This window comes from Neobacillus sp. S1115, assembly GCF_055385565.1.
This window is the reverse complement of sequence record NZ_AP038275.1, coordinates 6,167,588-6,190,160: the sequence shown is the minus strand read 5'-3', so window position 1 is coordinate 6,190,160 and position 22,573 is coordinate 6,167,588. Positions and strand designations below refer to the sequence as shown.

Genomic DNA, 22,573 nt, shown 5'->3' with positions numbered 1-22,573 from the left:
AGCGGTGAATCCGCTGGGGACTCTAGGAGGGTGGAGCAAGAGTCGGCATAAACAGAGCCTTCATTCACGTGGAAAGGAATATCATCATGTTAATGGAACGAATCTTGTCACGAGAAAATCTCTTAACTGCCCTTAAACGGGTAGAGCAGAACAAAGGAAGTCACGGCATAGATGGAATGTCCGTAAAATTCCTACGACGACATCTCTATGAAAACTGGGATTCCCTTCGGGAAGCTTTGAGAACAGGTAACTATCATCCTTCCCCTGTTCGCCGTGTCGAAATCCCGAAACCAAGCGGAGGAATAAGGCTTTTAGGCATACCAACTGTGACAGACCGTTTCATCCAACAGGCAATTGCCAAGTATTAACCCCAATCTTTGACCCAACCTTTTCTGAAAACAGCTATGGTTTCCGTCCTAATAGGAGTGCCCATAATGCGGTAAGAAAGGCAAAGGGATTTATCAAGGAGGGTTTCCGTTGGGTAATTGATATGGACTTAGAGAAATTCTTTGATAAGGTCAATCATGACAAATTGATGGGGATACTCGCTAAAAGAATCGAAGACCGCATACTTCTCAAACTAATCCGGAAATATCTTCAATCAGGTGTAATGCTCAACGGTGTCGTTCAATCAACGGAGGAAGGTACTCCGCAAGGAGGACCTCTGAGTCCTCTCCTTTCAAACATAATTCTTGATAAACTAGATAAAGAATTGGAAACCAGAGGACATAAGTTTGTCCGTTATGCGGACGACTGCAACATTTATGTTAAGTCATTAAAAGCAGGAAAACGTGTAATGGAATCCGTTTCGACGTTTATCGAGCAGAAACTGAAGTTGAAGGTAAACAGGGATAAGTCGGCAGTTGACCGCCCGTGGAAACGGAAATTTCTTGGTTTCAGCTTTACTTTAAATAAAGAACCGAAGGTACGAATTGCGAAAGAAAGTATTAAACGCTTTAAGACGAAGATCCGAGAAATTACCTCTCGGTCAAAATCTTTTCCAATGGAAGTAAGGATTGAAATGTTAAACCGTTATCTAACAGGATGGTGTGGGTACTTCGCCTTAGCTGACACACCAAGCAAATTTAAAGAATTCGATGAATGGATAAGAAGAAGACTCAGAATGTGCAAATGGAAACAGTGGAAGAAACCTAAAACCAGAGTCAGGAAACTAATGGGTTTAGGTGTCCCTGATTACAAAGCATATGAATGGGGCAATTCCCGAAAGAACTACTGGAGAATCGCATGTAGTCCAATATTACACAAAACCCTCGATAACTCATATTGGAGTCAACGAGGGTTGAGAAGTCTATATAATCGTTATGAATTTCTACGTCAATCTTAATGGAACCGCCGTATACCGAGCGGTACGTACGGTGGTGTGAGAGGTCGGGGGTTAGTCACCCCCTCCTACTCGATTAAATATTATCGAATAGTTTTTAACGCGCCGCTCCAAGAGTTTACTTGATCAAGCATAGCATTTACGTTATCAAGGTGTAATGCTTGTGGTTTGAAAACAGATCCGTTTTCAAAATCAGTGAACAAGGATAATGTAGGATGAACGCGAACATCAGCAATCATTAACTCGCCCATGATACCTCGTAAATGTTCTGCCGCACGAGCGCCGCCTGTAGAACCATAGCTTACGATACCTGCTGCTTTGTTGTTCCATGCTTCACGAGCAAAATCAAGTGCATTTTTTAAAGCGCCAGTAATGCTGTGGTTATATTCCTGAACGATGAATACAAAGCCATCTAAGTTAGCAAGCTTTTCATTCCATTTTGCGATTCCTGGTTCTGTTCCATCAGTTGTTCCTAAGAATGGTAAGTTGAAATCAGCGATATCTACGATTTCATAATTAGCATCGCCGCGTTTGTCAGCGATCCCTTTTACCCATTCGCCAACTTGCGGGCTTACACGTCCTTCACGAGTGCTTCCTAAGATAATACCGATATTTAATTTTTCAGTTGTCATTTTGTTTTCCTCCTTAGCTGAATTGCCAAATAATTTGTCTATAAAACCCATTGCTGCTGCACCACCTTGTATTTTCTTGATGTTAGGCTTGTGACCTTATTTTTTTGCTTTTTTGCAAAAAATAAAACCTAAATAAACAAAGGTAAATGAAGTGTATTAGGCGCCTTTACAAATCGTTTCCCTTGAATTAAAATATCTTTAATCTGAGATTTATGATAGAATAATGAATGGATATTGTCAAGTAATCAATACTATTAGTAAGTTTTGTTTGCTGCAGAACTTTGGGAGGATACCGCAAATGAAGACAGATAATATAAATGAAAATAACGGTATGGAAATTGGCATATATACACTAGGAGACTTGGTACCAGACCCGCAAACAGGTAAAACCATTAGTGCCAGACAAAGGATGGGAGAAATTTTAGAAGCTGCAAAAATTGCCGATGAGGCCGGCCTCGATGTCTTTGGTGTTGGTGAACATCATCGTCTCGACTATGCGGCGTCTTCACCCCCTGTGATTCTTTCCGCCATTTCTCAAGTGACAAAGCGGGTGAAACTGGCAAGTACAACGACCGTCTTAGGGACCGTTGATCCAGTTCGGTTATTTGAAGACTTCTCGACGCTGGACCTTTTGTCAGGTGGACGGGCAGAAGTGATTGCAGGCCGCGGGGCCTTTGTGGAATCCTTTGCACTGTTTGGTTATGATTTGGATGATTATGACGGGCTGTTTGAGGAAAACATCGATTTATTTTTGAAGTTAAATGCAAATGAAAGAGTGACTTGGACGGGAAAATTTAGAACCCCATTAAGGGATGTAGAAATCGCCCCTAGGCCTGTCCAAAAGGGGATTCCGTTTTGGGTAGGAGTCGGCGGTTCGCCGGAAAGCGCGATTCGTGCAGGTAAATATGGCGCGGGCTTAACAATGGCGATCCTTGGCGGTGATCCGATGAGATTTAAGCAGATTGTGGAAGTATATCGCAAGACAGCAACAGAAGCTGGGTTTGCGCTTGATGATTTAAAGGTGGCCGTAACGGGACATGCGTTTATTTCAGAGACGAGCCAACTGGCGAAAGACAATTATTTCCCTTATTACGCAAATTATCGTGGTTTTTTCAATCAGGAACACGGAGTAAATGCCATGGCGCGAGAGGAGTTTGATAAGCTTACTGGACCGGAAACTGCCCTGTTTGTCGGCAGTCCGCAGGAGATTACTGAAAAAATCCTCCGCCAATATGAGGTTTTCGGGCATCAACGTTTTATGGCGCAAATGGATATCGGCGGCATGCCATTTAAAAAGGTAGCAGAATCCATCGAACTTTTGGCGACCAAGGTGGCGCCGGTTGTTCGACGCGAAACAAACAAAGCAGTTAAACAGCCTGTTTCATTGTAAGCATCAGTAGTTGGGGTCCCAAAAAAGGGGCTCCTTTTTTGCGTTTATAAACTAAAAACAGTCATTTTTTACTCCCTGCTAAAGCCGCATAAATGGGAATTCTGGCCATGCTGCTAGCCATTGTGTTCCTAAGTATCTACAGGTCACCCAGTCCGTTGATAAAAATAAACCAGATGACCTACTGCTTGCCTAAAGCCAAAAAGAGAAGCCATGCATATTTTATTGATAGATATTACTATCACAGGATAGTAATTCAATCATTAGCATGATCTATTTTTGCAAAAGGAGGACAGGCTTTGGCACGTACACCATTAGCAGGTATTTTGCAGAAGTCTTTTGCTGTGGCCAGTGCCGCAGTGGAAAAGGAAAAAAGCACTGGACAAGCTAATTTGAAGGAAGATGCCACATTACAAAAAGTCGAAGTCATTAAAGCAAAGGAAATAAAGCAGTTAATAAAAAAGAGTGATGGTTTTCATAAAGCACCAAGGGTAGTCATTGTGGGAGCAGGATTAGCGGGACTCACGAGCGCCTTTCGTCTTAAACAAGAGGGAATTATCTCAACGATTTATGAAGCGGCCAATCGTGTTGGGGGGCGTTGTTGGACAAGAAGGGGGCATTTTAAAGACGGCCAAATCGTCGAACGCGGTGGGGAATTAATAGATACAGGTCATAAAGAGATTCAAGAATTGGGAAAAGAGCTTGGCTTGAAATTTGATAATGTAGTGATGGCAGAACCAACAGGGACAATGCCATTTTATTTTTTTGATGGCTGCTCCTATACCTTTGAGGAAGTCACAAATGATTTTATGCATATTTTGCCTAAACTCAAAAAGGATTTATTAGAGGTTGGTGAGACCACACTTTACAATCATTATACTGACCGTGGGTATGAACTGGATCATATGTCAGTGTTGGATTATATTAATGAAATTGTACCGGGAGGAATTCAATCCAAATTCGGCAAATTATTGGAAGTTGCATATACCGTCGAAAATGGAGCAGATGCAAGTCTGCAGAGTGCATTAAATCTCCTCTATATGTTGGGCTTTGCCCAAAAGGATCATTTTCACATATATGGAGACTCAGATGAATGCTTTCATATTAGAGGTGGAAATGATCAGCTCCCCACCTTATTAGCTGACAATCTTACAGGACAAATCGAGTTAAATTCCCCTCTTATAAAAATTGAACAAACCAGCCAAAATGAAATAAGACTTACCTTTCGAAATCGTATAAAGGAATGGGAGGTTTTGGCCGATAAAGTTATTCTGGCTATACCATTTAAGATTTTAAAAACGATAGATTTTGAGAATGCCAGCTTTCGAGACTTAAAGAAAATAGCGATTGAAGAATTGGGAATGGGTGTAAATACAAAGCTCCATGCACAGTTTGCTAAGCGATTCTGGAATGACCTTGGGAATAATGGAGAAACCTTTACGGATACTGGCTACCAGCAGACCTTCGAATCCTCACGTACCCAACAAGGCATTTCAGGAATTTTGGTCAATTATACGGGAGGCGAAACAGCAGCCAAACTTTCTGCGTTAACAGTAACAGAAAAGAATGAGATTGCTAAAAGTTTCTTGGACAAGTTAGACCCCGTGTTGCCAGGAAGTACAAGTAATTGGAATGGTTTAGCCACGGTTGATCACTGGCTTAGCAACCAATGGTCAAAAGGAGCCTATTCTTACTGGAAAGTAGGCAATTACACAAAATTTGCCGGAATAGTTGGAGAGCGGGAAGGCAATATCTTCTTCGCTGGTGAACACACCTCCATTAAGTATCCAGGCTATTTAAACGGAGCGGTGGAATCCGGGGAAAGGGCTGCGAAAGAGGTAATTAATGACTTACCATAAAAAGGATGCAAGGGGGACGGTTCTTTTGCTTCCGATGTAAAAGAACCTCCCCTGTGATTTCCATTTGACGTATAGGAAAGTGTTCATTATAGTATTATATAGAAAATAGAATACCCGTATCGAACGGGAGAGGTTCATAGCTGATACCCTCTATAAAAAACTATGGATTCATGTCAATAAAGCCATGTCCATAAGGATGTGGCTTTTCTGCTTTTATCCCCTTAGTTTGATTAGAATGGTGAAGAACCTCTCTTGTGAAAGTGCTGGGGCACATTTACAGGAGGTTTTTTTATGTCTGGACGTACAGATGAACAAGGTTTAAAGGATTTAACACTGCTCGGAAATCAGGGCACCAAATACTTATTTGAATATGCGCCGGAGGTCTTGGAGGCTGTCGATAACCTGCATCCAAACCGCGACTTTTTTGTAAAGTTTAACTGCCCTGAGTTTACAAGCCTTTGCCCGCTGACGGGACAGCCGGATTTTGCAACGATGTATATTTCTTATATCCCGGATCAGAAAATCGTTGAAAGCAAGTCGCTGAAATTATATCTGTTCAGCTTCCGTAACCACGGCGATTTCCATGAAGACTGTGTCAACATCATCATGAATGATTTAATCAAGCTTCTGGATCCACGGTACATTGAGGTTTGGGGCAAATTTACGCCGCGCGGCGGAATTTCCATTGACCCATGGTGCAACTATGGTAAACCGGGAACCAAGTATGAAGAAATGGCCCAATTCCGGTTGATGAATCATGACCTTTATCCTGAAAAGGTGGATAACCGATAAGATACAGTTAACAAGAAGATATACTCAGAAATCCCCTCCCTCCTTTGGTCCTAAGGCCATGGGAGGTTTTTTATTAAAAAATCTTTACAATATTTCCACCTACGTTAAAAAATTAGAAATTTTACAAATTTATTGCTAAAATTTGACAAAATATTCCTCCGATTCGTGGTACTTTATAATCATCAACAGAATTGGGGAGAGAAATATGAGGAAATTTTCGTCTGCGGTTTTAATTTTTGTATTAACTTTCTTTTTCTTTTCAAGCCAATCAGAGGCTGCTACTTCTCAGTTAATTATTATTAATAAGAAGACAAATACCCTAGCATATTACGATGGAGGCACATTAGTAAGGACTTTTAAGGTGGCGACAGGGAGGTCAAGGGACTTAACTCCCGAAGGGAAATTTAGGATTGTTAATAAAATTGTAAATCGCCCTTATTATACAGGCCATATTGCCGGAGGGGACCCTCGCAACCCACTAGGCGACCGCTGGATGGGCCTTGAGGCAAGAGGAACCTATGGAACCACCTATGGCATCCATGGGAATAACAATGAAAGCTCCATCGGCCGGTACGTCAGCTCAGGCTGTGTGCGTATGCATAACTCTGAAATTCGATGGCTTTTTGACCGAATTCAAAATTATACTGAGGTGGTTATTACCCATTCCGGTGATAGTTTTGATACTATCGCCATGGCTAATGGATACGGAGTAACCGTACCAGTTAATGGGGAGAATCAAGGTACGCCGGCACCACAAATTCAAAACGGCTGGGTGCAAGCAGGTGGCAATAAGTATTATTATGAAAATGGAGCGGTAAAAACAGGCTGGCAGACGATAAATGGCAAAAAATATTTCTTTGATAAAAACGGAATAATGAAGACCGGCTGGCTGACGGATAGCGGCAAGAAATATTATTTGGATAGCAGCGGTGTGTTGAAAACAGGCTGGCAAGAGATTAAAGGGAAGAAATATTATTTTGCAAATGATGGTGTGATGAAGATCGGCTGGCTGGAAGATGGCGGTCAAAAATTCTATCTTGATAAAGACGGTGCAGCGAAAACGGGGTGGTTAGAAGACGGTGGCAATAAGTATTACTTTGACGCTGCCGGGGCAATGAAAACCGGCTGGATCGAGGAAGGCGGAATGAAATATTTCCTTGACCCTGCCGGCGCGATGAAAACTGGTTGGCTGGAGGACGGCGGAAATAGATATTATTTAGATAATACCGGAGCCATGAAGACCGGCTGGCTTGAAGCGGGCGACAAGAAATATTATTTTGCCGCCGATGGAGTGATGCAAACCGGGTGGGTGAAAGATGGAGAAAAATGGTACTATCTTGACCAAATTGAAGGCATGAAGACCGGCTGGATTAATTATAAAGGAAAATGGTATTACATTAACTCCAATGGCGTGATGGATAACACCGTCATCAGCAGGCTTGAGGACTTTGATCCTGTTGTTACGGAAAATACCGGGTGGACGGATATTGGCGGGAATAAATACTTTTTAAAGAAAAACCCTACTCTTGTCACTGGCTGGTTGAACTTCGAGAATAACTGGTACTATCTCTACATTAATGCCGATATGGCGAAAAATTTCCTCAAAGATAGTAATAAGCTTGTACAAAATTAAGAATCGCAAGGAGAAGGCACTTCATGAAGTGTCTTCTTTTTACATGAAAGGTATGATAAGTCAAAGGAAAAGTTTAAAATGTTTGTAGGTGTATAGGAAAGGAAGGAAGTTCAATGTCAGTGCTAAAGAAGTTGCAGTTTAAGGACCAGGGACAACCGGTGTTCATTGTCAACGCACCACAGTCCTACGATGAGGTCATTCGAACATTTGAAGGTGAAGTCCACCGCGAGGCGGTAATGGAACGCTATGATTTCGTACAGGTATTTGGGACAAGCAATGAAGAATTGGGGGCTTTGGCAAAGAGCGCAGAGAAATTCGTAAAAGAAGACGGACTTTTCTGGCTATGCTATCCGAAAAAGTCCTCAAAGACCTATAAAGGTTCTGATTGCAGCCGCGATACGGTGATGTATTTATTGGCAGATGAAGGTTACGAACCTGTCCGGCAGATTGCCATCGACGACGATTGGTCTGCCTTAAGGTTTAAGAAGACCGAGAATATTAAAACCATGAAGCGAAGCTTTGCTGTTACGGAAAAAGGAAAAGAGCGGACGGAAGATTAGGCAAATAAGTCGAACACACTCTTTCTTCCCCATATATATATTGAAAAGCTAAGAAACGGATTTGAAGGTACTCGTGTTGGGTATCTTCTTTTAAGTTTCACCTGGAATTTTGTAATAATCTACCTATGTATACAATGAGTAAACATGTTTACTTTTCGTATACATTTTGTTTGCAAATCCGTTTACAAGTATACAAAGTTGTCTACATCCTGACACCTAGCCATGTATACAGATTTGTAATTTTTGTAAACATTGTCGTTTACAGCAGATAGCGCTAAACGGTCCGTAAAAGCCGGGCTTTTCTGGCGATGCTATCCGAAAAAGCCTTCTAAGACCTATAAAAGTTCAGATTTGCAGCCACGACATGGAGATGTATCTACTGGTTGATGAAGGCTATGAACCTGTCCGGCAGAGCGCTATCGACTATGATTGGTCTGCCTTAAGGCTTCGGAAGGCAGAGCAAAGTAAAACTATATAGCGAGGCTTTGTTGTAACAGGAAATTTAAGAACCAGCCTATCGCACTTTGTAACCGGATCGAGAACGATTCGATAAACAGGTAAAAACGAAAGAAAGTAGATTTTAGGGTCCCTAAAAATGGGTCCCCTTTTTTAGTTTCTCTGAAATATTTGTAATAATCTAATGTTGTTTACAATCTGTAAACGTGTTTACTTTTTGTATACATTTTGTATACAAATATGTTTACATGTATACAAAGTTGTATACATTCAGTTATTCCGCCATGTATACAACTTTGTTATTTTTGTAAACATTCACGTTTACAAATTTCCCCATGTTTACATCCTGTTTACAATTTTACACTTGTGTTTCTTTTCGGCTAGCCTCATTGAAGAAACTAGTAATCTTCTATACGCTTATAGAAAGTGCTAGATTGCAAGTCTATTAAATGAAAAGGAATGATGAACATGACTAAATCCAGAATTGCAGCTATCGATGTAGGTAATGACTCCATCAAGGCTATTTTTGGTGAATTAGAATATGAATTAAATATTCCTAACATTATCGCAAGAGACACCGAGGACCGTCCTGTCATCGGCATTGAAGAACTGGACAGCAAAGACCCATTAGATGGGATACATATTAAAGTGCACTCCCCTGCCCTAAAGGAAAATAATATTATCTACCGTGTCGGAAATTTGGCGACAAAAAGCAATAACACCACTGAACTAGATCCAGGCAGCAGCAAGTCTGAGGAAGACCAAACATTAATTATGCTTTTTACGACATTGGCAATGGATGCCGTAAAAGCCGAATTCCCGCGCACGAAAAACATTATTGATGCCAATTACACATTAGGGACGGGCCTGCCGCTTCGTGAAGTAAAGGAAGGCAAGGATGCCGGTTACCGTTCAAAATTGCTTGGTAATGTCCATCAGGTTGAATTCCTTGTGACCCCAAAATACCAAGGCATTAAAGTTAATATTAGGTTCAATGAAGTAAAGGTTTATCCTGAAGGCTTTGCGGCATACATCAACCTTGTCATGGATAATAATTTAAAAGTTATTAATAAGGACTTAATCGATAAACGCATTTTAATCCAAGATATCGGCGGCCTCTCCACGGACATCGCCGTCATTAAAAACCGCAATGTCGACGATGACAAGGCGCAAGGGTTTAATCTTGGGGTATCCGAATCGCTAGAAATGATTCGTGAGGAAATTCGCAAAAAACACGGTGTGGAGCTCGACAGCCGCCGCGATGTCGTAGAAATTATTACGAAGAAAAACGACCGCAATCACATCATGGTGAAAGGAAGCCGGACAAGTGTCCATGACATCACCGACCGGATCCTGCTAGACCTTGCGAAAAAACAATACCGCTTGCTGCGTAATGTCTGGTCTAAGAACTCGCAGACGGAAATCTGCTACTTTGTCGGCGGCGGGTCCATCATTTTAAAGGAATATTTAAAAGCATTGAATAACGGTTTAGATGGTTTTAACATTGATTTCTTTGAGGACGAGAAGGAAAGCATTTGGATGATGTCGAATGCTTATTATAAGTTAATTACGGATTTTGTTCGTAAAACTGAGAGGCAAAAGGCTCCCCAAGATAAAGCACCAGTAAAAAGCTAATTTTAGGGTGATTCTATGAAAAAGGCATCCGATAACGAAATCAAGAGGGGCCAGGCTTTATCCTTCCGCATCCCTTCTGATACTCCGGATCACATATTAAAACAGCTTCAAAAAATTAAGGAAACAGAACGCCGGAATTTTTCCAGCAAAATTGCTTCGTTTGTTATGGAGGGTGTTAGCCAGTCCTTTTCCCGGGAAAAGGAAACGGTCACCATCCCCCTCCCCAAGGGACTAACGAAAGCACAGCGTGATTGGCTGAAGCACGAGCATTCCGAAGCACTGCTGGGAAGCATTCTTTATCAGTTGATTTCCGACCCAGTAAGGTCGACCGCACTGCTGGCCTCGTTGAACAGTAATGCGGTTGATATTGATGAGGCGTTGTATCTGCAAGAGAATACGGTTTTCCCGTCTCCTGAGCCACTTTCCTTATCGGAGAGCCCTTTTGAAGAGGAAATAGCTGCAGGAATCGACTTGGCTGATGATGATTTGGACGAGTTTGCTTTCGAGACCATCGACCAGGCCATGTCCCCTACTGAGGATGAAGCCGACGAGAAGGATCTTGATGCCGATGACCTGCTGGGCGGGTTTTTGGCGAGTATGAATAAATAAGGTTTAAGATGAGGCACCTTGTGAAGAGGTGCCTTTTGTATGCTAAAATTCGGGGTGAGGAATCCTCCTGGCTTCGTCATGCAGGCCTATTAATGCCAATGCTTTTTCAGGTGTGGATTAATGGACTTTACAAAAAAAGCTAGATTCCTAGTTTAATAGCAGCAAAATAAAAATAAACCAAGCCACAACCTGAGTTATGGCTTGGTTTTTCAACTATTAATGCGTTTTATTGGGCAATTTCTTACTAGGCGTATCACTGCCCTGATTCTGTCTGTTTTTTAAATCCTTTGCCTGATTTTCATGTAGCTTTTCAACAAACTCATGGGTGCTGCCTTCAAGATTTTTATCCATTATTCGAACCTCCTATTTAAACTGAACAATGGTTAATGTAACCAACCACTCCCAAAAACATGCAGACACAAAAAAATCCCCTCACAAAAAGGGGATCTTAACCAAAACCTTAAATAACGCCCTGCACAATCATCGCTTCAGCAACTTTAGTGAATCCAGCAATATTGGCTCCAACCACTAAGTTGCCAGGGAAGCCATACTCTTCGGAAGCCTTCACAGCGTTTTGGTAAATGTTAATCATGATTTGATGCAGTTTAGCATCGACTTCTTCAAACGTCCAAGATAAGCGCTGGCTGTTTTGTGCCATTTCTAGTGCAGAAACTGCCACACCGCCGGCATTGGCTGCTTTACCAGGGCCAAACAGAACATCATTATTTAAAAATACATCGACTGCTTCAAGAGTGGATGGCATGTTAGCGCCCTCGGCAACAGCTTTCACGCCGTTTGCCACCAGCATTCTTGCAGACTCTTCATTGATTTCATTTTGTGTTGCACAAGGAAGAGCGATATCGCATGGAATCGACCAGATGCCGGAGCAGCCTTCATAGTACTGCGCTTCCGGGTGGTATTTCACATACTCGCTGATGCGCTTGCGGTCCACTTCTTTGATTTGTTTCACTGTCTCGACATTAATGCCGTTTTCATCATAGATATACCCGCAAGAATCGCTGCAGGCCACAACCTTAGCGCCAAGTTGGGTAGCTTTTTCGATCGCATAGATGGAAACATTGCCAGATCCAGAGACAACGACGGTGCTGCCGGCGATGCTTAGGCCTTGATTTTTCAGCATTTCCTGTACGAAATAAACGGTACCGTAGCCGGTCGCTTCTGTTCTTGTTAAGCTCCCGCCGTAGCCTATGCCTTTTCCGGTTAAAACGCCAGCCTCATTGCCGCCGCGGATTTTTTTATAATAACCGAAAAGATAGCCGATTTCTCTGCCACCGACGCCGATATCCCCTGCAGGTACGTCGATATCCGGGCCGATGTGGCGATAAAGCTCTGCCATAAAGCTTTGACAGAAGCGCATGATTTCACGGTCTGATTTCCCTTTAGGGTCGAAATCAGAGCCCCCTTTGCCGCCGCCGATGGGCTGGCCAGTTAAAGAATTTTTTAAAATTTGCTCGAAGCCCAAAAATTTAATAATGCTGGCATTAACAGATGGATGAAAACGCAAGCCGCCCTTGTAAGGTCCAATTGCACTGTTAAACTGGACTCGGAAACCGCGGTTTACATGGACCTTTCCGGCATCGTCTACCCATGGAACACGAAAAGTGATTACCCGCTCAGGTTCAACAATTCTTTCAAGAATGCCCTCCTGCATATATTTTGGGTGTTTCGCAAATACAGGCACAAGCGAATCGAAAATTTCCTTAACGGCCTGATGAAATTCACTCTCGAATGGATTGCGGCTCTTCACCGTTTCATAAACTTCACTTACATAATCCCTTGCTGCCTGTGATCCTGACTGTTTTACATGCTCAATAGTTTGCATGAAATCACCCCTTTTTTTAAAATAATAAATTCGACCTAAATACTGAATATTTGTTTTTTTGCATCAATTAATTTTATTATGTAAAATTAATCTAATCAATACTAATAATAGATATAATTAATATAGGAATGAGATTGATTGGAAGGGCCGTGGAAAAGATGGAGCTCAGGCAAATCAAATATTTTATAGAAGTGGCTAAACGGGAGCATGTGACAGAGGCGGCGTATCGGCTCCATGTTGCGCAATCTGCAGTCAGCAGGCAGATTTCCAACCTGGAGGAGGAGCTCGGGGTCAGCTTATTTATCCGTGAAGGGCGCAATGTTAAACTGACGCCGATTGGTGAAATGTTTTTAAAGCATATGGAGCAGGCGGTCAAGCTAATTGACGATGCCACAAGTGAGGTAGAGGAATTCCTTGATCCTGAGAAAGGGACAATCCGTATTGGGTTTCCCAGCAGTCTAGCGGGGTATACGCTGCCAACAACGATTTCAGCCTTTAGAGAGCGGTATCCTAATGTAAAGTTTCATTTAAATCAGGGATCCTATGCCTATTTAATTGAAGGGGTAATAAAGGGAGAGTTTAATATGGCGCTAATGGGCCCGGTGCCAAAGAAGGAAAAGAAAATTACTGGGAAAACGCTTTTTACCGAAAACATTGTGGCCTTACTGCCCGAGTCCCACCCACTAGCTAGTAAACGAGTATTGAAGTTAAGCGACTTGCGGGATGAACCCTTTATCGTGTTTCCTCAGGGCTTTATTTTGCGTAAGATCATTGTGGATGCCTGCGCGCAACTTGGCTTTGAGCCCATGGTGGCCTTCGAGGGCGAGGATATTGATGCCATTAAGGGGTTGGTTTCTGCCGGACTGGGCATTACGCTGATTCCTGAAATCACACTTATCGACAGCCTTCCCCGCTCAACGGTTAAGATTGCTGTAACAGAACCTAATGTTAGCCGCACGGTCGGCGTCATCATCCCGGCAGAACGCAGCCTTTTGCCTACTGAAAAACTGTTTTATGAGTTTTTAAGCGAGTTTTTTGGCATGCTGGACCGATTTCAAATTTAATTTTAAAAAAATGACGCTAATAGACAGTCGATGGATATTACCATAACCATCATACATATGTATTAAGGATGCCCTTGTTACTTTTGGACTGTACGCCAAATAAATAAGGAGGCTTTTGATGGTGTTATGGACAATTTTGACTGTTCTATTGGTAGTCTTCATTGGCGGGCCGCTTTGCTTTTTCCTATGGCTACGTAATTTGGCGAAAAAGCCGCAGCACTCGATTATCCGGGCCTATCCCTATTTTGGTTGGATCCGCTATGCGCTGGAAATGCTGGGTCCAAAGCTGAGGCAGTATTGGTTTGATGATGATAATGGTGCCAGACCGTTTTCCCGTGCCGATTATTTAGGGGTTGTTTTTTCAGCGAAATATCGAACTGATTTAATCAGTTTTGGTTCGAAACGGGACTTTGAGAAGCCCGGCTACTATATTGCCAACGGCCTGTTCCCTCTTTTAAAGGAAGAATTAAGGGTCGACAATCAAGATAAGGCCGAGGGGATGAAATACAAAATTGACCATGAGGGTTTATTTTTCCGCAAGGAGCACTTAGCGGAAGATCAGATTCCACGCTGGCTTTTTCAAGAGGAGGAGGCTGTTGTGGTCGGCCGTGAGCGGAGGGAGCCATGGAAGCTCTACGGCCCATTTGGTGCATCGGCCACCTCCTATGGTTCCGTTGGTGAGAACTATATTCTTTCTACTGGGTATGGCTGTCAAATGGCTGGAGGCTCCTGGCTGAATACAGGCGAAGGCGGGATTGCTCCGGAACACTTGTCCGGCGGGGCTGATGTCGTGGCACAGATTGGACCTGGCTTGTTTGGCTTTCGCAATCATGAGGGCAATTTTTCAATCGAGGCATTTAGAAAAATTGCCTCGGAGCCGGCGATTAAAGCCTTTGAACTAAAGTTTGGCCAAGGAGCAAAAATTCAGGGCGGCCACCTTGAGGGCGCGAAGGTGACGGCCAAGGTAGCCAGCATTCGCAAGGTGAAAGAGGGCGAGACGATTATTTCCCCAAACCGCTTTTCGTTTTTGCGTAACGCCGAGGCAGCCTTGGAGTTTATTAAACGATTGCAGGATGAAGGCGGGAAACCGGTTGGCATAAAAATTGTTGTGGGGTATCAGTTGGTTTTGGATGAGTTTTTTGGAGCGATGAAGAGGCTTCAGATTTATCCTGATTTTATTACGGTGGACGGCAGTGAGGGCGGATCGGGCGCAACGTACAAAGCGATGGCCGATACAATGGGGCTGCCGCTTTACCCGGCGCTGCTTGCTGTGGTTGACAAGGCCCATGAATACGGCATCCGCGATCGGTTTAAGATATTTGCTTCCGGAAAGCTGATTGCGGCTGATAAAATAGCAATTGCCCTCGCGATTGGCGCCGATGCGGTGAACTCTGCAAGGGGCTTTATGATGGCGAACGGCTGCATTATGGCACTGCAATGCCATACCGGCAAATGCCCCGCCGGCGTCACCACGACCGACCCTAAGCAGCAGGAGGCTCTCGTGCCTGAGGAGAAGAAATGGCGGGTCATGAACTATATTATCAGCATCCGGCAGGGGCTGTTTGCCCTAGCGGCGGCGTGCGGCCTAGAGTCCCCTAGAAAATTTACCCGTGAGCATATTGTTTTTATGGGTACGGATGGCCAGGTTAGGCGATTATCGGAGGTATTTCCCCTTCCAGAAGAAGGTCCTGCTGTCGCGGATAAATAACTTGCCAAATTATGGAATTGGCATTATATTCATAGTGAAAACCTACTAAAAAGGTTGTGGGGCTATGGCGCTGCCAAACGATATCGTCCATGAGGATGGGAGTTTAAATGCCAGTTTGATATTAAAAAAGGAACGCCTTTATCAGGGCATGAACGGCAGGTTCGTTGAGCGGTTTTATTTGTCTCCTAAGGAAAGCTACATTTTTAAACCGCTGACGAATAACGCCCAGATGGGTAAAGAGACCTGGATTCATGAGCATGTACTCAGCCGGTTCCCGGCCATTTTTCCAAAAATTTTGGCTTACTCCAAGCATGATAACCCTGATTTAAGCTGGATGATTCTCGAGGACCTCGGCCCGCTTTCGCATGAGTTTACGGAGGAAACGGTCCTTGCTGTGGCAAAGTGGATGGCCTGGTGGCACTCCCTTCCGTTGAAGTCGTTTGCGGATGTTCCGTTGACCGGGTTGAAGCCTCGGATTGAGGCGGTGGCGGAGGAGGTCTGTGAGAATAAGGATACCCTCCTTGGGATGCTTCCACGATTGGGGCTCACTGGAAAACATATTCTTCATGTGTTTAAACAGCTTGATAGTTTCCTATTTTCAAAGCTTCAGGTATTATCACACGGGGATTTGCATTTGGGGAATTACGCTGTCGTGAAGGGGAAATTGATCATTCTGGACTGGGAGCACGCCCATTTGAATACGCCCTTCTGGGATTTATATCATTTGCTGGATATGTCGCATCCGATTTTCCCCAAAAAGGTAACTAAGAGGTTTCGAGAGCAGGTGCTAGGGTTGTATCTTAATGCTGTCGGGCTGGAACTGGAAGGTGCCGCGTTTATTCGGGAATACTATTTATTTTCTGCCGTGTATTCAATGTGGATGATTCTGTTGATTCAAAAAGATTTGTTGGCTGACGCTGGCAAGTGGTCGAGGGAGCAGCTGAAGAGGCAATTGCAGGAGACGGTTTCGAGTTTAAGGCAGTGCGCGGAGGCGCTTGCTGATTTATAGACAAAAAAGCTAACCTAGAGCGGTTAGCTTTCTTTTTTTAAGCTTTTTTTTCAAAAAGCTTAATGACTTCAATGATGGTTTCAGTTGCTTTCACCATGTTTTGCACGGAAATGAATTCGTATTTGCCGTGGAAGTTTTCGCCGCCGGTAAAGATATTTGGCGTCGGCAGACCCATGAATGATAGCTGGGAACCGTCTGTACCGCCGCGAATTGGCTTAATAAGCGGCTTGATGTCCAAGCTCTCCATCGCTTCCTGGGCAATATCGACGATTTGCTTGACTGGCTCAATTTTCTCGCGCATGTTGTAATATTGGTCTTTCATCTCAAGCTGGATGGTGTCGCTGCCGTATTTTTCGTTTAGCTGCTGGACAATGCTTTCCATCGTCGCTTTTCTTTTATTAAAAATTTCTCTGTCATGGTCGCGGATGATGTAGTTGAGCTTGGTTTGCTCGACATCGCCGTTAAAGGACAGCAAGTGGAAGAAGCCTTCGTACCCTTCTGTGTACTCCGGTGCCTCCTGGGTCGGCAGCTGGCTATGTAATTCCATCGCGATTTTCATCGAGTTGACCATTTTGTCTTTAGCCGAACCAGGATGAATATTGTTACCTTTTATCGTGAGTTTTGCACCCGCGGCATTGAAGCTTTCGTACTCAAGCTCGCCTAGCGGACCGCCGTCAACAGTGTAAGCGTACTTCGCATTGAAGGCCGCAACGTCAAACTTATGAGGTCCCCTGCCGATTTCCTCATCAGGCGTGAACGCAACGCGGACCTTACCGTGCTTAATATCTGGGTTTTGAATTAGATGCGCCATCGCTGTCATAATTTCGGTGACGCCAGCTTTGTTATCGGCCCCAAGCAGCGTGGTGCCGTCGGTTGTGATGAGCGTGTGGCCTTTATAGTATTTTAGGCTCGGGAAGTCGTTTGGTGACATTATGACGTTCAAGGCCTCGTTAAGGACGATTTCCCCGCCTTGATAGCTCTCAAGAATTTGCGGATTGACGTTTTTGCCAGTAAAATCAGTCGCTGTGTCTACGTGGGCAAGGAAGCCGATGGTTGGCACATCTTTATCGGTATTGGATGGCAGCGTCGCCATCACATATCCGTTCTCGTCGATGGTCACCTCTTGCATGCCGATTTGGTTAAGTTCTTCGACAAGCATGCGCAGCAGCGTCCACTGCCCTTCCGTTGATGGACAAGTCTCACTGCTTTCGTTGGATTGCGTATCCACTTTCACATAGGAAGTAAATCGTTGAATCAATTCCTCTTTCAAGTTAGCACACTCCCTTTTTATATATTTTCATGATTATCATATCACTTTATGGGAGCGGATACACGTATTTGAAGGGGATGGTGAGCCCGTTTTAGATTTACTCTCGGATAAGCAGCGAATACTCTCGGATAAGGCGAATTTACTCTCAACCGGGGAAAATACTCTCGGATAAGGTGGAAATACTCTCGGATAAGCAGCGAATACTCTCGGATAATGCGAATTTACTCTCGGCCGGGGAAAATACTCTCGGATAAGGTGGAAATACTCTCAGATGAGCAGCGAATACTCTCGGATAAGGCGAATTAACTCTCGACCGAGGAAAATACTCTCGGATAAGGTGGAAATACTCTCGGACCAAGTCAAATACTCGTGAATGGTGTTACCTATAACTTAATTAGAGACGGTTTTGACTCCTGAGAAGACTTATCAAAAAGATAAATACGATTTTTAAATGTACCTTCACTTTCTAAGTTCAAGCTCTTTAAAATTCGCGTAGCCGTATGAATATCCACTCCCAAAAACTCCCGGCACTCCCGATTCGTAATGGTCCAACTCATCACCAAAAACCACTCCAATAATGTCCTTTGATGGGCCAAATGGTCTGTTGCACCGCAAAAAGGGCAAATCCATGTGCGAGGTGCCTTCACCATTCCGAACTTACCGCATACACCACACCGGATGCCATTTTTAAAATCACCCCGCGGGATTTTGTAGGACTCTGAGATCGGCCTTGGAATAAAAAGCTGGTGGCTTTTGAGGAGCTCTAAAGAAAGCCAATGGAAGGTTTCTGCGTCCAACTTAAAGTCTGGCTGCGGGATGTTTCGAATGAATGAGGGAATTAAGTTGGGGAATAACAGCCGCGTTTTCGCTGGAGGCACTGCAACAATCTGCTTCGGATAGGCAAGAACAACGGAACCGTAAATAGGAATGCGGATATTGTGCTTCCGTAACCAATCACTCAATAATTCGTAATTTCGTTCCAATTGTACGACCGGACTTTCGAAGCCGTCCTTGTGTCCATCATCACGGGTTCGAATTAATTGTGGTGGATTATCCTTAAATTCGAGGACCCCAGCGATGTTTTTGACCTCAAGAATATTGCCAAACCAGGGAGTCAGTCCAAAGGAGTCGATTTGAAATTTTACATCTGAGGAAGGCCGTAAATCGTGGTAAGCGTGGTGCGGAAAGGAAAATGAAGTTTTTCGAAAAATCTCTGCCACCCGCTCCTCCCCGGCAATACCGGCCTCAACGGAAGCCTGCTTTCCGGATAATACAGGAATCATTGGGTGATTAGTTGGCAGCCTATTTTGGGCGGCTATCAAACCTTCTAACGTTAATGATCGATCTCTGTCTTTCATGAGCACCTCCATTAAAATTTTGTCGTACATCCGCATCGTACCACACACCAAATCCCCATACTATCGCCATCAATATAAGTTCATTTTTTTGTAAAAATTTATAGGATTGACCACTATTGACCAAAATGGTCAATAGGAATAAAATGTAATTGACCAGTACGGTCAACGTCTAAAATCAAAGGAGTGGGAGCACCCAAATGTTTTCGAAATTCCTCAACCTAGATCAAGAAAAACAAGACCGAATAATAAATGCAGCCATCAAAGAATTTGCCCAGAAAGGCTATGATAAGGCATCCACTAACGAAATCGTAAAGGAAGCGGGAATCTCGAAGGGACTGTTGTTTCATTATTTTCAGAACAAAAAGCAACTGTATCTATTTCTGTTCGAATATTGCTATGAACTCATTGCAGTTGAATTTTATAAAAAAATCAATCTTGCTGAATTGGACTTTTTCGCGAGAATTAGACAATCCATCAAGATTAAGATGGACCTGCTGATGCAATATCCGGACCTTTTCGATTTTATCCAAATTGCGATGATGGAGGATTCTACAGAAATCAAGGTGGAAATGGAAAAAAAGAAGAAGGAACTACTCGATTTGAATTTCGGAAAAATTTACGAGGGTATTGATTTTTCCAAGTTTCGGGATGATGTCGACATTCAAAAAATCTTAAAAATCATTACCTGGACCTTTGAAAAAATGAGCGATGAGGAGCTTTACAAAGCAAAGCTGCTGCCGGACCACAAAATTGACTATCAAAAGGTCAGCCGAGAAGCAGAAGAATATTTCGAGGTTTTAATTAAATGTTTTTATAAATGAAGACTTGCTGACTGACAAGCAGATGGCGCAGGCAGAGGCTTAGTCAAATTTATGCGTATTAGCCAAATAGAGGGAGGCCTCAAACATGAACGTAATAGAAATTAAAAACCTAACCAAGACCTACGGCAAAGCACGGGGAATCACTGATATCAGCTTTAACGTGGAGGAAGGTGAGATTTTCGGCTTCATCGGGCCTAACGGGGCGGGCAAATCGACAACGATTCGTACACTGCTGTCGCTTATTTATCCAACCAGCGGGAGCGCAACTATTTTCGGAAAGGACTGCATCAAATTTGCCCCAGAAATCAAAAAGGAAATCGGCTATCTTCCGTCGGAAGTGTTCTATTACGACAACATGAAGGTAAAGGACCTTTTGAAGTATTCGGCCAGTTTTTACAAAAAGGACTGCAGCAAGCGGATCAAGGAATTAGCGGAGATCATGGACCTCGACTTGAATAAAAAAATCGACGACCTTTCCTTGGGAAATAAAAAGAAAGTTGGCATTGTCCAGGGGCTGCTTCACGAACCGAAGCTCATCATTCTCGATGAACCAACAAGCGGCCTCGACCCCTTGATGCAGCAGAAATTCTTTGAACTTCTTGAGGAAGAGAATAAGAAAGGAGCTACTATCCTCTTTTCGTCGCACATTCTCAGCGAGGTTCAGAGATTATGTAACCGCGTCGCCATCATTAAAGAGGGCAAGATTGTTACAGTTGAAAAGATTAGTACATTAAAAGAAAACAATTATAAAAAGTTTAAAGTCGAAACAAAGGCGCCGCTTGATCAAAACTATTTTAATATAAACGGAGTTAACAACTTGGCAACTAAGGGCAACGTGACGAGTTTTCTATTTCGAGGCGATATCAATGCGGTCCTGGGGAAAATCGCAGATATCGAAATAACCAACCTCTGGATTGAAGAGCCAGACCTTGAAGAGATTTTCCTCCATTATTACGAAAAGGAGGCATAGGAAACTATGAATATCTTTTTGCATGAATTAAAGGCCTACCGGAAGTCGACGATCATCTGGACGATTTCGCTAATTGCCGTATTTGCGCTGTTTATGTCCATGTTTCCGGCCTTCTCAAAGGATGCTGATGAATTCAAAAAGCTGCTGGAAGGCTATCCGGAACCTTTAAGGAAAGCAATCGGCCTCAACTTGGGCAATTTATTTACGATTCTAGGATTCTATTGTTATGCGTTGACGTTTATCATCCTGTGCGGGGCGATTCAGGCAATGAATCTGGGAACTTCGATTGTCAGCAAGGAGGTCCGGGAAAAAACGGCGGATTTTCTATTGACCAAACCAGTTACCCGAAAACAGGTGTTAACCGCCAAGCTGCTGGCAGCCTTCACTTCACTCGTCATCACGAATGTTGTATATATTGCAGCTGCAACGGTAATCACCGCTCAGATGAAAACAGCCGATTTTAACATGAAACAATTCATCCTGCTTTCGCTAACGATGTTTTTCATTCAGCTGATGTTTCTGGCTATCGGCATCATTGTTTCGGTAATCTCACACAAAATAAAATCCGTGCTGCCCGTGTCACTTGGGACAGTTTTTGCGTTCTATTTTATTGGCGCAATCAGCGCCACAACGGATGATGAAGCGAAGCGCTACTTTTCACCGTTCAAATATTTTAATAACGATTATATTTTAAAACATTCAAGCTATGAAGCCTCATTTATGATTGTGGGTGCGGTGATTATTCTGCTGGCAGTGGCGGCGAGTTATTTCGTTTACACAAAAAAGGATATCCATGCTGTTTAGGAGGGGGCTCGGACAAATGAATATCTATGTAAGAGAACTGAAGTCCCATCGGAAATCGCTTATCATTTGGTGCATTGGCGTCTTTCTGATGGTGGTTTCCGGGATGCAAAAATACGCTGGGTTATCATCTTCAGGCCAATCGCTGAATGACCTGTTTCAAGATATGCCTAAGTCCCTTCAGGTGGTGATGGGTGTTGGTGCGCTTGACATGAATAAGGTCAGCGGCTACTACGGGATGCTGTTTATCTATCTATTATTGATGGCAACCATTCATGCGGCCATGCTCGGGGCAACCATCATTTCCAAGGAGGAGCGGGATAAGACGTCGGAATTCCTGTTTGTCAAACCGGTTTCACGGACAAAGATCATTATCGCTAAGCTGCTCGCGGCCCTTACGAATATCTTAATCTTTAACCTCGTTACCTGGGGGTCGTCAATTGTCATCGTTGCGAAATACGCTGATGGAGAGTCGGTGAATGGTGATATTGCCATCACCATGATGGGAATGTTCATCCTGCAGCTTTTGTTTATGGCCATTGGCAGTGCCGTCTCCGCTTTAAAAAGAAAACCGAAAAAGGCCGCATCACTGGCGGCAGGAATCCTGTTGCTTACCTTTGTATTATCAGTAGTCATTGATTTAAATAAAAGCATCGAGTTCCTGAAATATGTGACGCCGTTTAAATACTTTGAGGCAAAAAATATGATGTATGGGGGTGGATTGGACACCCGCTTTGTCCTATTATCCATTGTTTTGTTCGCAGCATTAACGGCTGTTACCTTTTTCTTTTATAAAAAGAAAGATTTGAATATATAAAATAAAG

19 protein-coding genes, 1 pseudogene and 1 riboswitch are annotated in these 22,573 nt (G+C 43.4%); of the genes and pseudogenes, 15 read left to right on the top strand and 5 right to left on the bottom strand.

All coding sequences use genetic code 11. The annotated features are described in order from the left end of the window. Window positions 1-86: 86 nt before the first annotated feature. Window positions 87-1,345, top strand: a pseudogene (ltrA, locus tag ACZ5B7_RS30025) (group II intron reverse transcriptase/maturase). Between the two features lie 80 nt (window positions 1,346-1,425). On the opposite strand, the gene ACZ5B7_RS30020 reads toward ltrA, so the two are convergent. Next, entirely contained in the window at window positions 1,426-2,025 is a 600-nt protein-coding gene (locus tag ACZ5B7_RS30020) for an NADPH-dependent FMN reductase (protein WP_464492163.1), read from the bottom strand. 247 nt (window positions 2,026-2,272) lie between these two features. Between ACZ5B7_RS30020 and ACZ5B7_RS30015 the strand changes: the two genes are divergently transcribed. The 7 genes from ACZ5B7_RS30015 (at window position 2,273) to ACZ5B7_RS29985 (ending at window position 10,905) form a co-directional block, all read left to right on the top strand. After that, complete coding sequence (locus ACZ5B7_RS30015; RefSeq protein ID WP_464492162.1) at window positions 2,273-3,364, top strand: LLM class flavin-dependent oxidoreductase; 1,092 nt, start codon at window positions 2,273-2,275, stop codon at window positions 3,362-3,364. 296 nt (window positions 3,365-3,660) lie between these two features. Beyond that, window positions 3,661-5,220 (top strand): flavin monoamine oxidase family protein, encoded by a 1,560-nt coding sequence (locus tag ACZ5B7_RS30010; RefSeq protein ID WP_464492161.1) that lies wholly within the window; start codon window positions 3,661-3,663, stop codon window positions 5,218-5,220. A 123-nt stretch (window positions 5,221-5,343) separates the two neighbouring features. Then, a riboswitch (PreQ1 riboswitch) is annotated at window positions 5,344-5,390 on the top strand. A gap of 121 nt (window positions 5,391-5,511) precedes the next feature. Continuing rightward, window positions 5,512-6,012: a preQ(1) synthase gene (queF, locus tag ACZ5B7_RS30005; RefSeq protein ID WP_213147880.1), complete on the top strand. Its 501-nt coding sequence runs from the start codon at window positions 5,512-5,514 to the stop codon at window positions 6,010-6,012. A gap of 205 nt (window positions 6,013-6,217) precedes the next feature. Continuing rightward, window positions 6,218-7,645 carry a L,D-transpeptidase family protein gene (locus ACZ5B7_RS30000; RefSeq protein ID WP_464492160.1) on the top strand — a complete coding sequence of 476 codons (1,428 nt, stop codon included), beginning with the start codon at window positions 6,218-6,220 and terminating at the stop codon, window positions 7,643-7,645. A 113-nt stretch (window positions 7,646-7,758) separates the two neighbouring features. Further along, window positions 7,759-8,205 (top strand): DUF3052 domain-containing protein, encoded by a 447-nt coding sequence (locus ACZ5B7_RS29995; protein WP_464492159.1) that lies wholly within the window; start codon window positions 7,759-7,761, stop codon window positions 8,203-8,205. Window positions 8,206-9,129: 924 nt separating this feature from the next. Further along, window positions 9,130-10,296, top strand: a complete 1,167-nt coding sequence (locus tag ACZ5B7_RS29990) for an Alp7A family actin-like protein (RefSeq protein WP_464492158.1) — start codon at window positions 9,130-9,132, stop codon at window positions 10,294-10,296. A 15-nt stretch (window positions 10,297-10,311) separates the two neighbouring features. After that, window positions 10,312-10,905: a hypothetical protein gene (locus tag ACZ5B7_RS29985; RefSeq protein WP_464492157.1), complete on the top strand. Its 594-nt coding sequence runs from the start codon at window positions 10,312-10,314 to the stop codon at window positions 10,903-10,905. Between the two features lie 216 nt (window positions 10,906-11,121). Here the strand turns inward: ACZ5B7_RS29985 and ACZ5B7_RS29980 are convergent, their stop codons facing one another. Together ACZ5B7_RS29980 and gdhA are read right to left on the bottom strand one after the other, a co-directional pair. Beyond that, window positions 11,122-11,256: a DUF4023 domain-containing protein gene (locus ACZ5B7_RS29980; protein ID WP_464492156.1), complete on the bottom strand. Its 135-nt coding sequence runs from the start codon at window positions 11,254-11,256 to the stop codon at window positions 11,122-11,124. Window positions 11,257-11,365: 109 nt separating this feature from the next. After that, a complete protein-coding gene (gene gdhA, locus ACZ5B7_RS29975) occupies window positions 11,366-12,748 on the bottom strand; it encodes an NADP-specific glutamate dehydrogenase (protein ID WP_464492155.1) in 1,383 nt (460 codons plus the stop codon). A gap of 158 nt (window positions 12,749-12,906) precedes the next feature. Between gdhA and ACZ5B7_RS29970 the strand changes: the two genes are divergently transcribed. The 3 genes from ACZ5B7_RS29970 to ACZ5B7_RS29960 all read left to right on the top strand — a co-directional run bounded on the left by ACZ5B7_RS29970 (window position 12,907) and on the right by ACZ5B7_RS29960 (window position 16,529). Beyond that, a complete protein-coding gene (locus tag ACZ5B7_RS29970; RefSeq protein ID WP_213148103.1) occupies window positions 12,907-13,812 on the top strand; it encodes a LysR family transcriptional regulator in 906 nt (301 codons plus the stop codon). 118 nt (window positions 13,813-13,930) lie between these two features. Continuing rightward, a complete protein-coding gene (locus tag ACZ5B7_RS29965) occupies window positions 13,931-15,520 on the top strand; it encodes a glutamate synthase-related protein (RefSeq protein WP_464492154.1) in 1,590 nt (529 codons plus the stop codon). Window positions 15,521-15,584: 64 nt separating this feature from the next. Then, entirely contained in the window at window positions 15,585-16,529 is a 945-nt protein-coding gene (locus tag ACZ5B7_RS29960) for a phosphotransferase (RefSeq protein ID WP_464492153.1), read from the top strand. A 37-nt stretch (window positions 16,530-16,566) separates the two neighbouring features. Here ACZ5B7_RS29960 and pepT read toward each other — a convergent pair whose 3' ends face one another. Then, the gene (pepT, locus tag ACZ5B7_RS29955; protein ID WP_464492152.1) at window positions 16,567-17,799 is read right to left on the bottom strand and encodes a peptidase T; all 1,233 of its coding nucleotides are present in this window, start codon (window positions 17,797-17,799) and stop codon (window positions 16,567-16,569) included. A gap of 383 nt (window positions 17,800-18,182) precedes the next feature. After that, entirely contained in the window at window positions 18,183-19,157 is a 975-nt protein-coding gene (locus ACZ5B7_RS29950) for a nuclease-related domain-containing protein (protein ID WP_464492151.1), read from the bottom strand. 197 nt (window positions 19,158-19,354) lie between these two features. On the opposite strand from ACZ5B7_RS29950, the gene ACZ5B7_RS29945 reads away from it, so the two are divergent. The 4 genes from ACZ5B7_RS29945 (at window position 19,355) to ACZ5B7_RS29930 (ending at window position 22,566) form a co-directional block, all read left to right on the top strand. Further along, complete coding sequence (locus ACZ5B7_RS29945) at window positions 19,355-19,978, top strand: TetR/AcrR family transcriptional regulator (protein ID WP_464492150.1); 624 nt, start codon at window positions 19,355-19,357, stop codon at window positions 19,976-19,978. 85 nt (window positions 19,979-20,063) lie between these two features. Next, complete coding sequence (locus ACZ5B7_RS29940) at window positions 20,064-20,948, top strand: ABC transporter ATP-binding protein (RefSeq protein WP_464492149.1); 885 nt, start codon at window positions 20,064-20,066, stop codon at window positions 20,946-20,948. Between the two features lie 6 nt (window positions 20,949-20,954). Beyond that, window positions 20,955-21,752, top strand: coding sequence for an ABC transporter permease subunit (locus ACZ5B7_RS29935; RefSeq protein ID WP_464492148.1), 798 nt, complete (start codon window positions 20,955-20,957; stop codon window positions 21,750-21,752). Between the two features lie 16 nt (window positions 21,753-21,768). Then, a complete protein-coding gene (locus ACZ5B7_RS29930) occupies window positions 21,769-22,566 on the top strand; it encodes an ABC transporter permease subunit (RefSeq protein ID WP_464492147.1) in 798 nt (265 codons plus the stop codon). The last annotated feature ends 7 nt before the right edge of the window (window positions 22,567-22,573 follow it).

Coding starts and splice junctions, on each gene's coding strand:
- ACZ5B7_RS30020 (WP_464492163.1), bottom strand. CDS start 2,025: ATGGGTTTTATAGACAAATTATTTGGCAATTCAGCTAAGGAGGAAAAC.
- ACZ5B7_RS30015 (WP_464492162.1), top strand. CDS start 2,273: ATGAAGACAGATAATATAAATGAAAATAACGGTATGGAAATTGGCATA.
- queF (WP_213147880.1), top strand. CDS start 5,512: ATGTCTGGACGTACAGATGAACAAGGTTTAAAGGATTTAACACTGCTC.
- ACZ5B7_RS30000 (WP_464492160.1), top strand. CDS start 6,218: ATGAGGAAATTTTCGTCTGCGGTTTTAATTTTTGTATTAACTTTCTTT.
- ACZ5B7_RS29995 (WP_464492159.1), top strand. CDS start 7,759: ATGTCAGTGCTAAAGAAGTTGCAGTTTAAGGACCAGGGACAACCGGTG.
- ACZ5B7_RS29990 (WP_464492158.1), top strand. CDS start 9,130: ATGACTAAATCCAGAATTGCAGCTATCGATGTAGGTAATGACTCCATC.
- ACZ5B7_RS29985 (WP_464492157.1), top strand. CDS start 10,312: ATGAAAAAGGCATCCGATAACGAAATCAAGAGGGGCCAGGCTTTATCC.
- ACZ5B7_RS29980 (WP_464492156.1), bottom strand. CDS start 11,256: ATGGATAAAAATCTTGAAGGCAGCACCCATGAGTTTGTTGAAAAGCTA.
- gdhA (WP_464492155.1), bottom strand. CDS start 12,748: ATGCAAACTATTGAGCATGTAAAACAGTCAGGATCACAGGCAGCAAGG.
- ACZ5B7_RS29970 (WP_213148103.1), top strand. CDS start 12,907: ATGGAGCTCAGGCAAATCAAATATTTTATAGAAGTGGCTAAACGGGAG.
- ACZ5B7_RS29965 (WP_464492154.1), top strand. CDS start 13,931: ATGGTGTTATGGACAATTTTGACTGTTCTATTGGTAGTCTTCATTGGC.
- ACZ5B7_RS29960 (WP_464492153.1), top strand. CDS start 15,585: ATGGCGCTGCCAAACGATATCGTCCATGAGGATGGGAGTTTAAATGCC.
- ACZ5B7_RS29950 (WP_464492151.1), bottom strand. CDS start 19,157: ATGAAAGACAGAGATCGATCATTAACGTTAGAAGGTTTGATAGCCGCC.
- ACZ5B7_RS29945 (WP_464492150.1), top strand. CDS start 19,355: ATGTTTTCGAAATTCCTCAACCTAGATCAAGAAAAACAAGACCGAATA.
- ACZ5B7_RS29940 (WP_464492149.1), top strand. CDS start 20,064: ATGAACGTAATAGAAATTAAAAACCTAACCAAGACCTACGGCAAAGCA.
- ACZ5B7_RS29935 (WP_464492148.1), top strand. CDS start 20,955: ATGAATATCTTTTTGCATGAATTAAAGGCCTACCGGAAGTCGACGATC.
- ACZ5B7_RS29930 (WP_464492147.1), top strand. CDS start 21,769: ATGAATATCTATGTAAGAGAACTGAAGTCCCATCGGAAATCGCTTATC.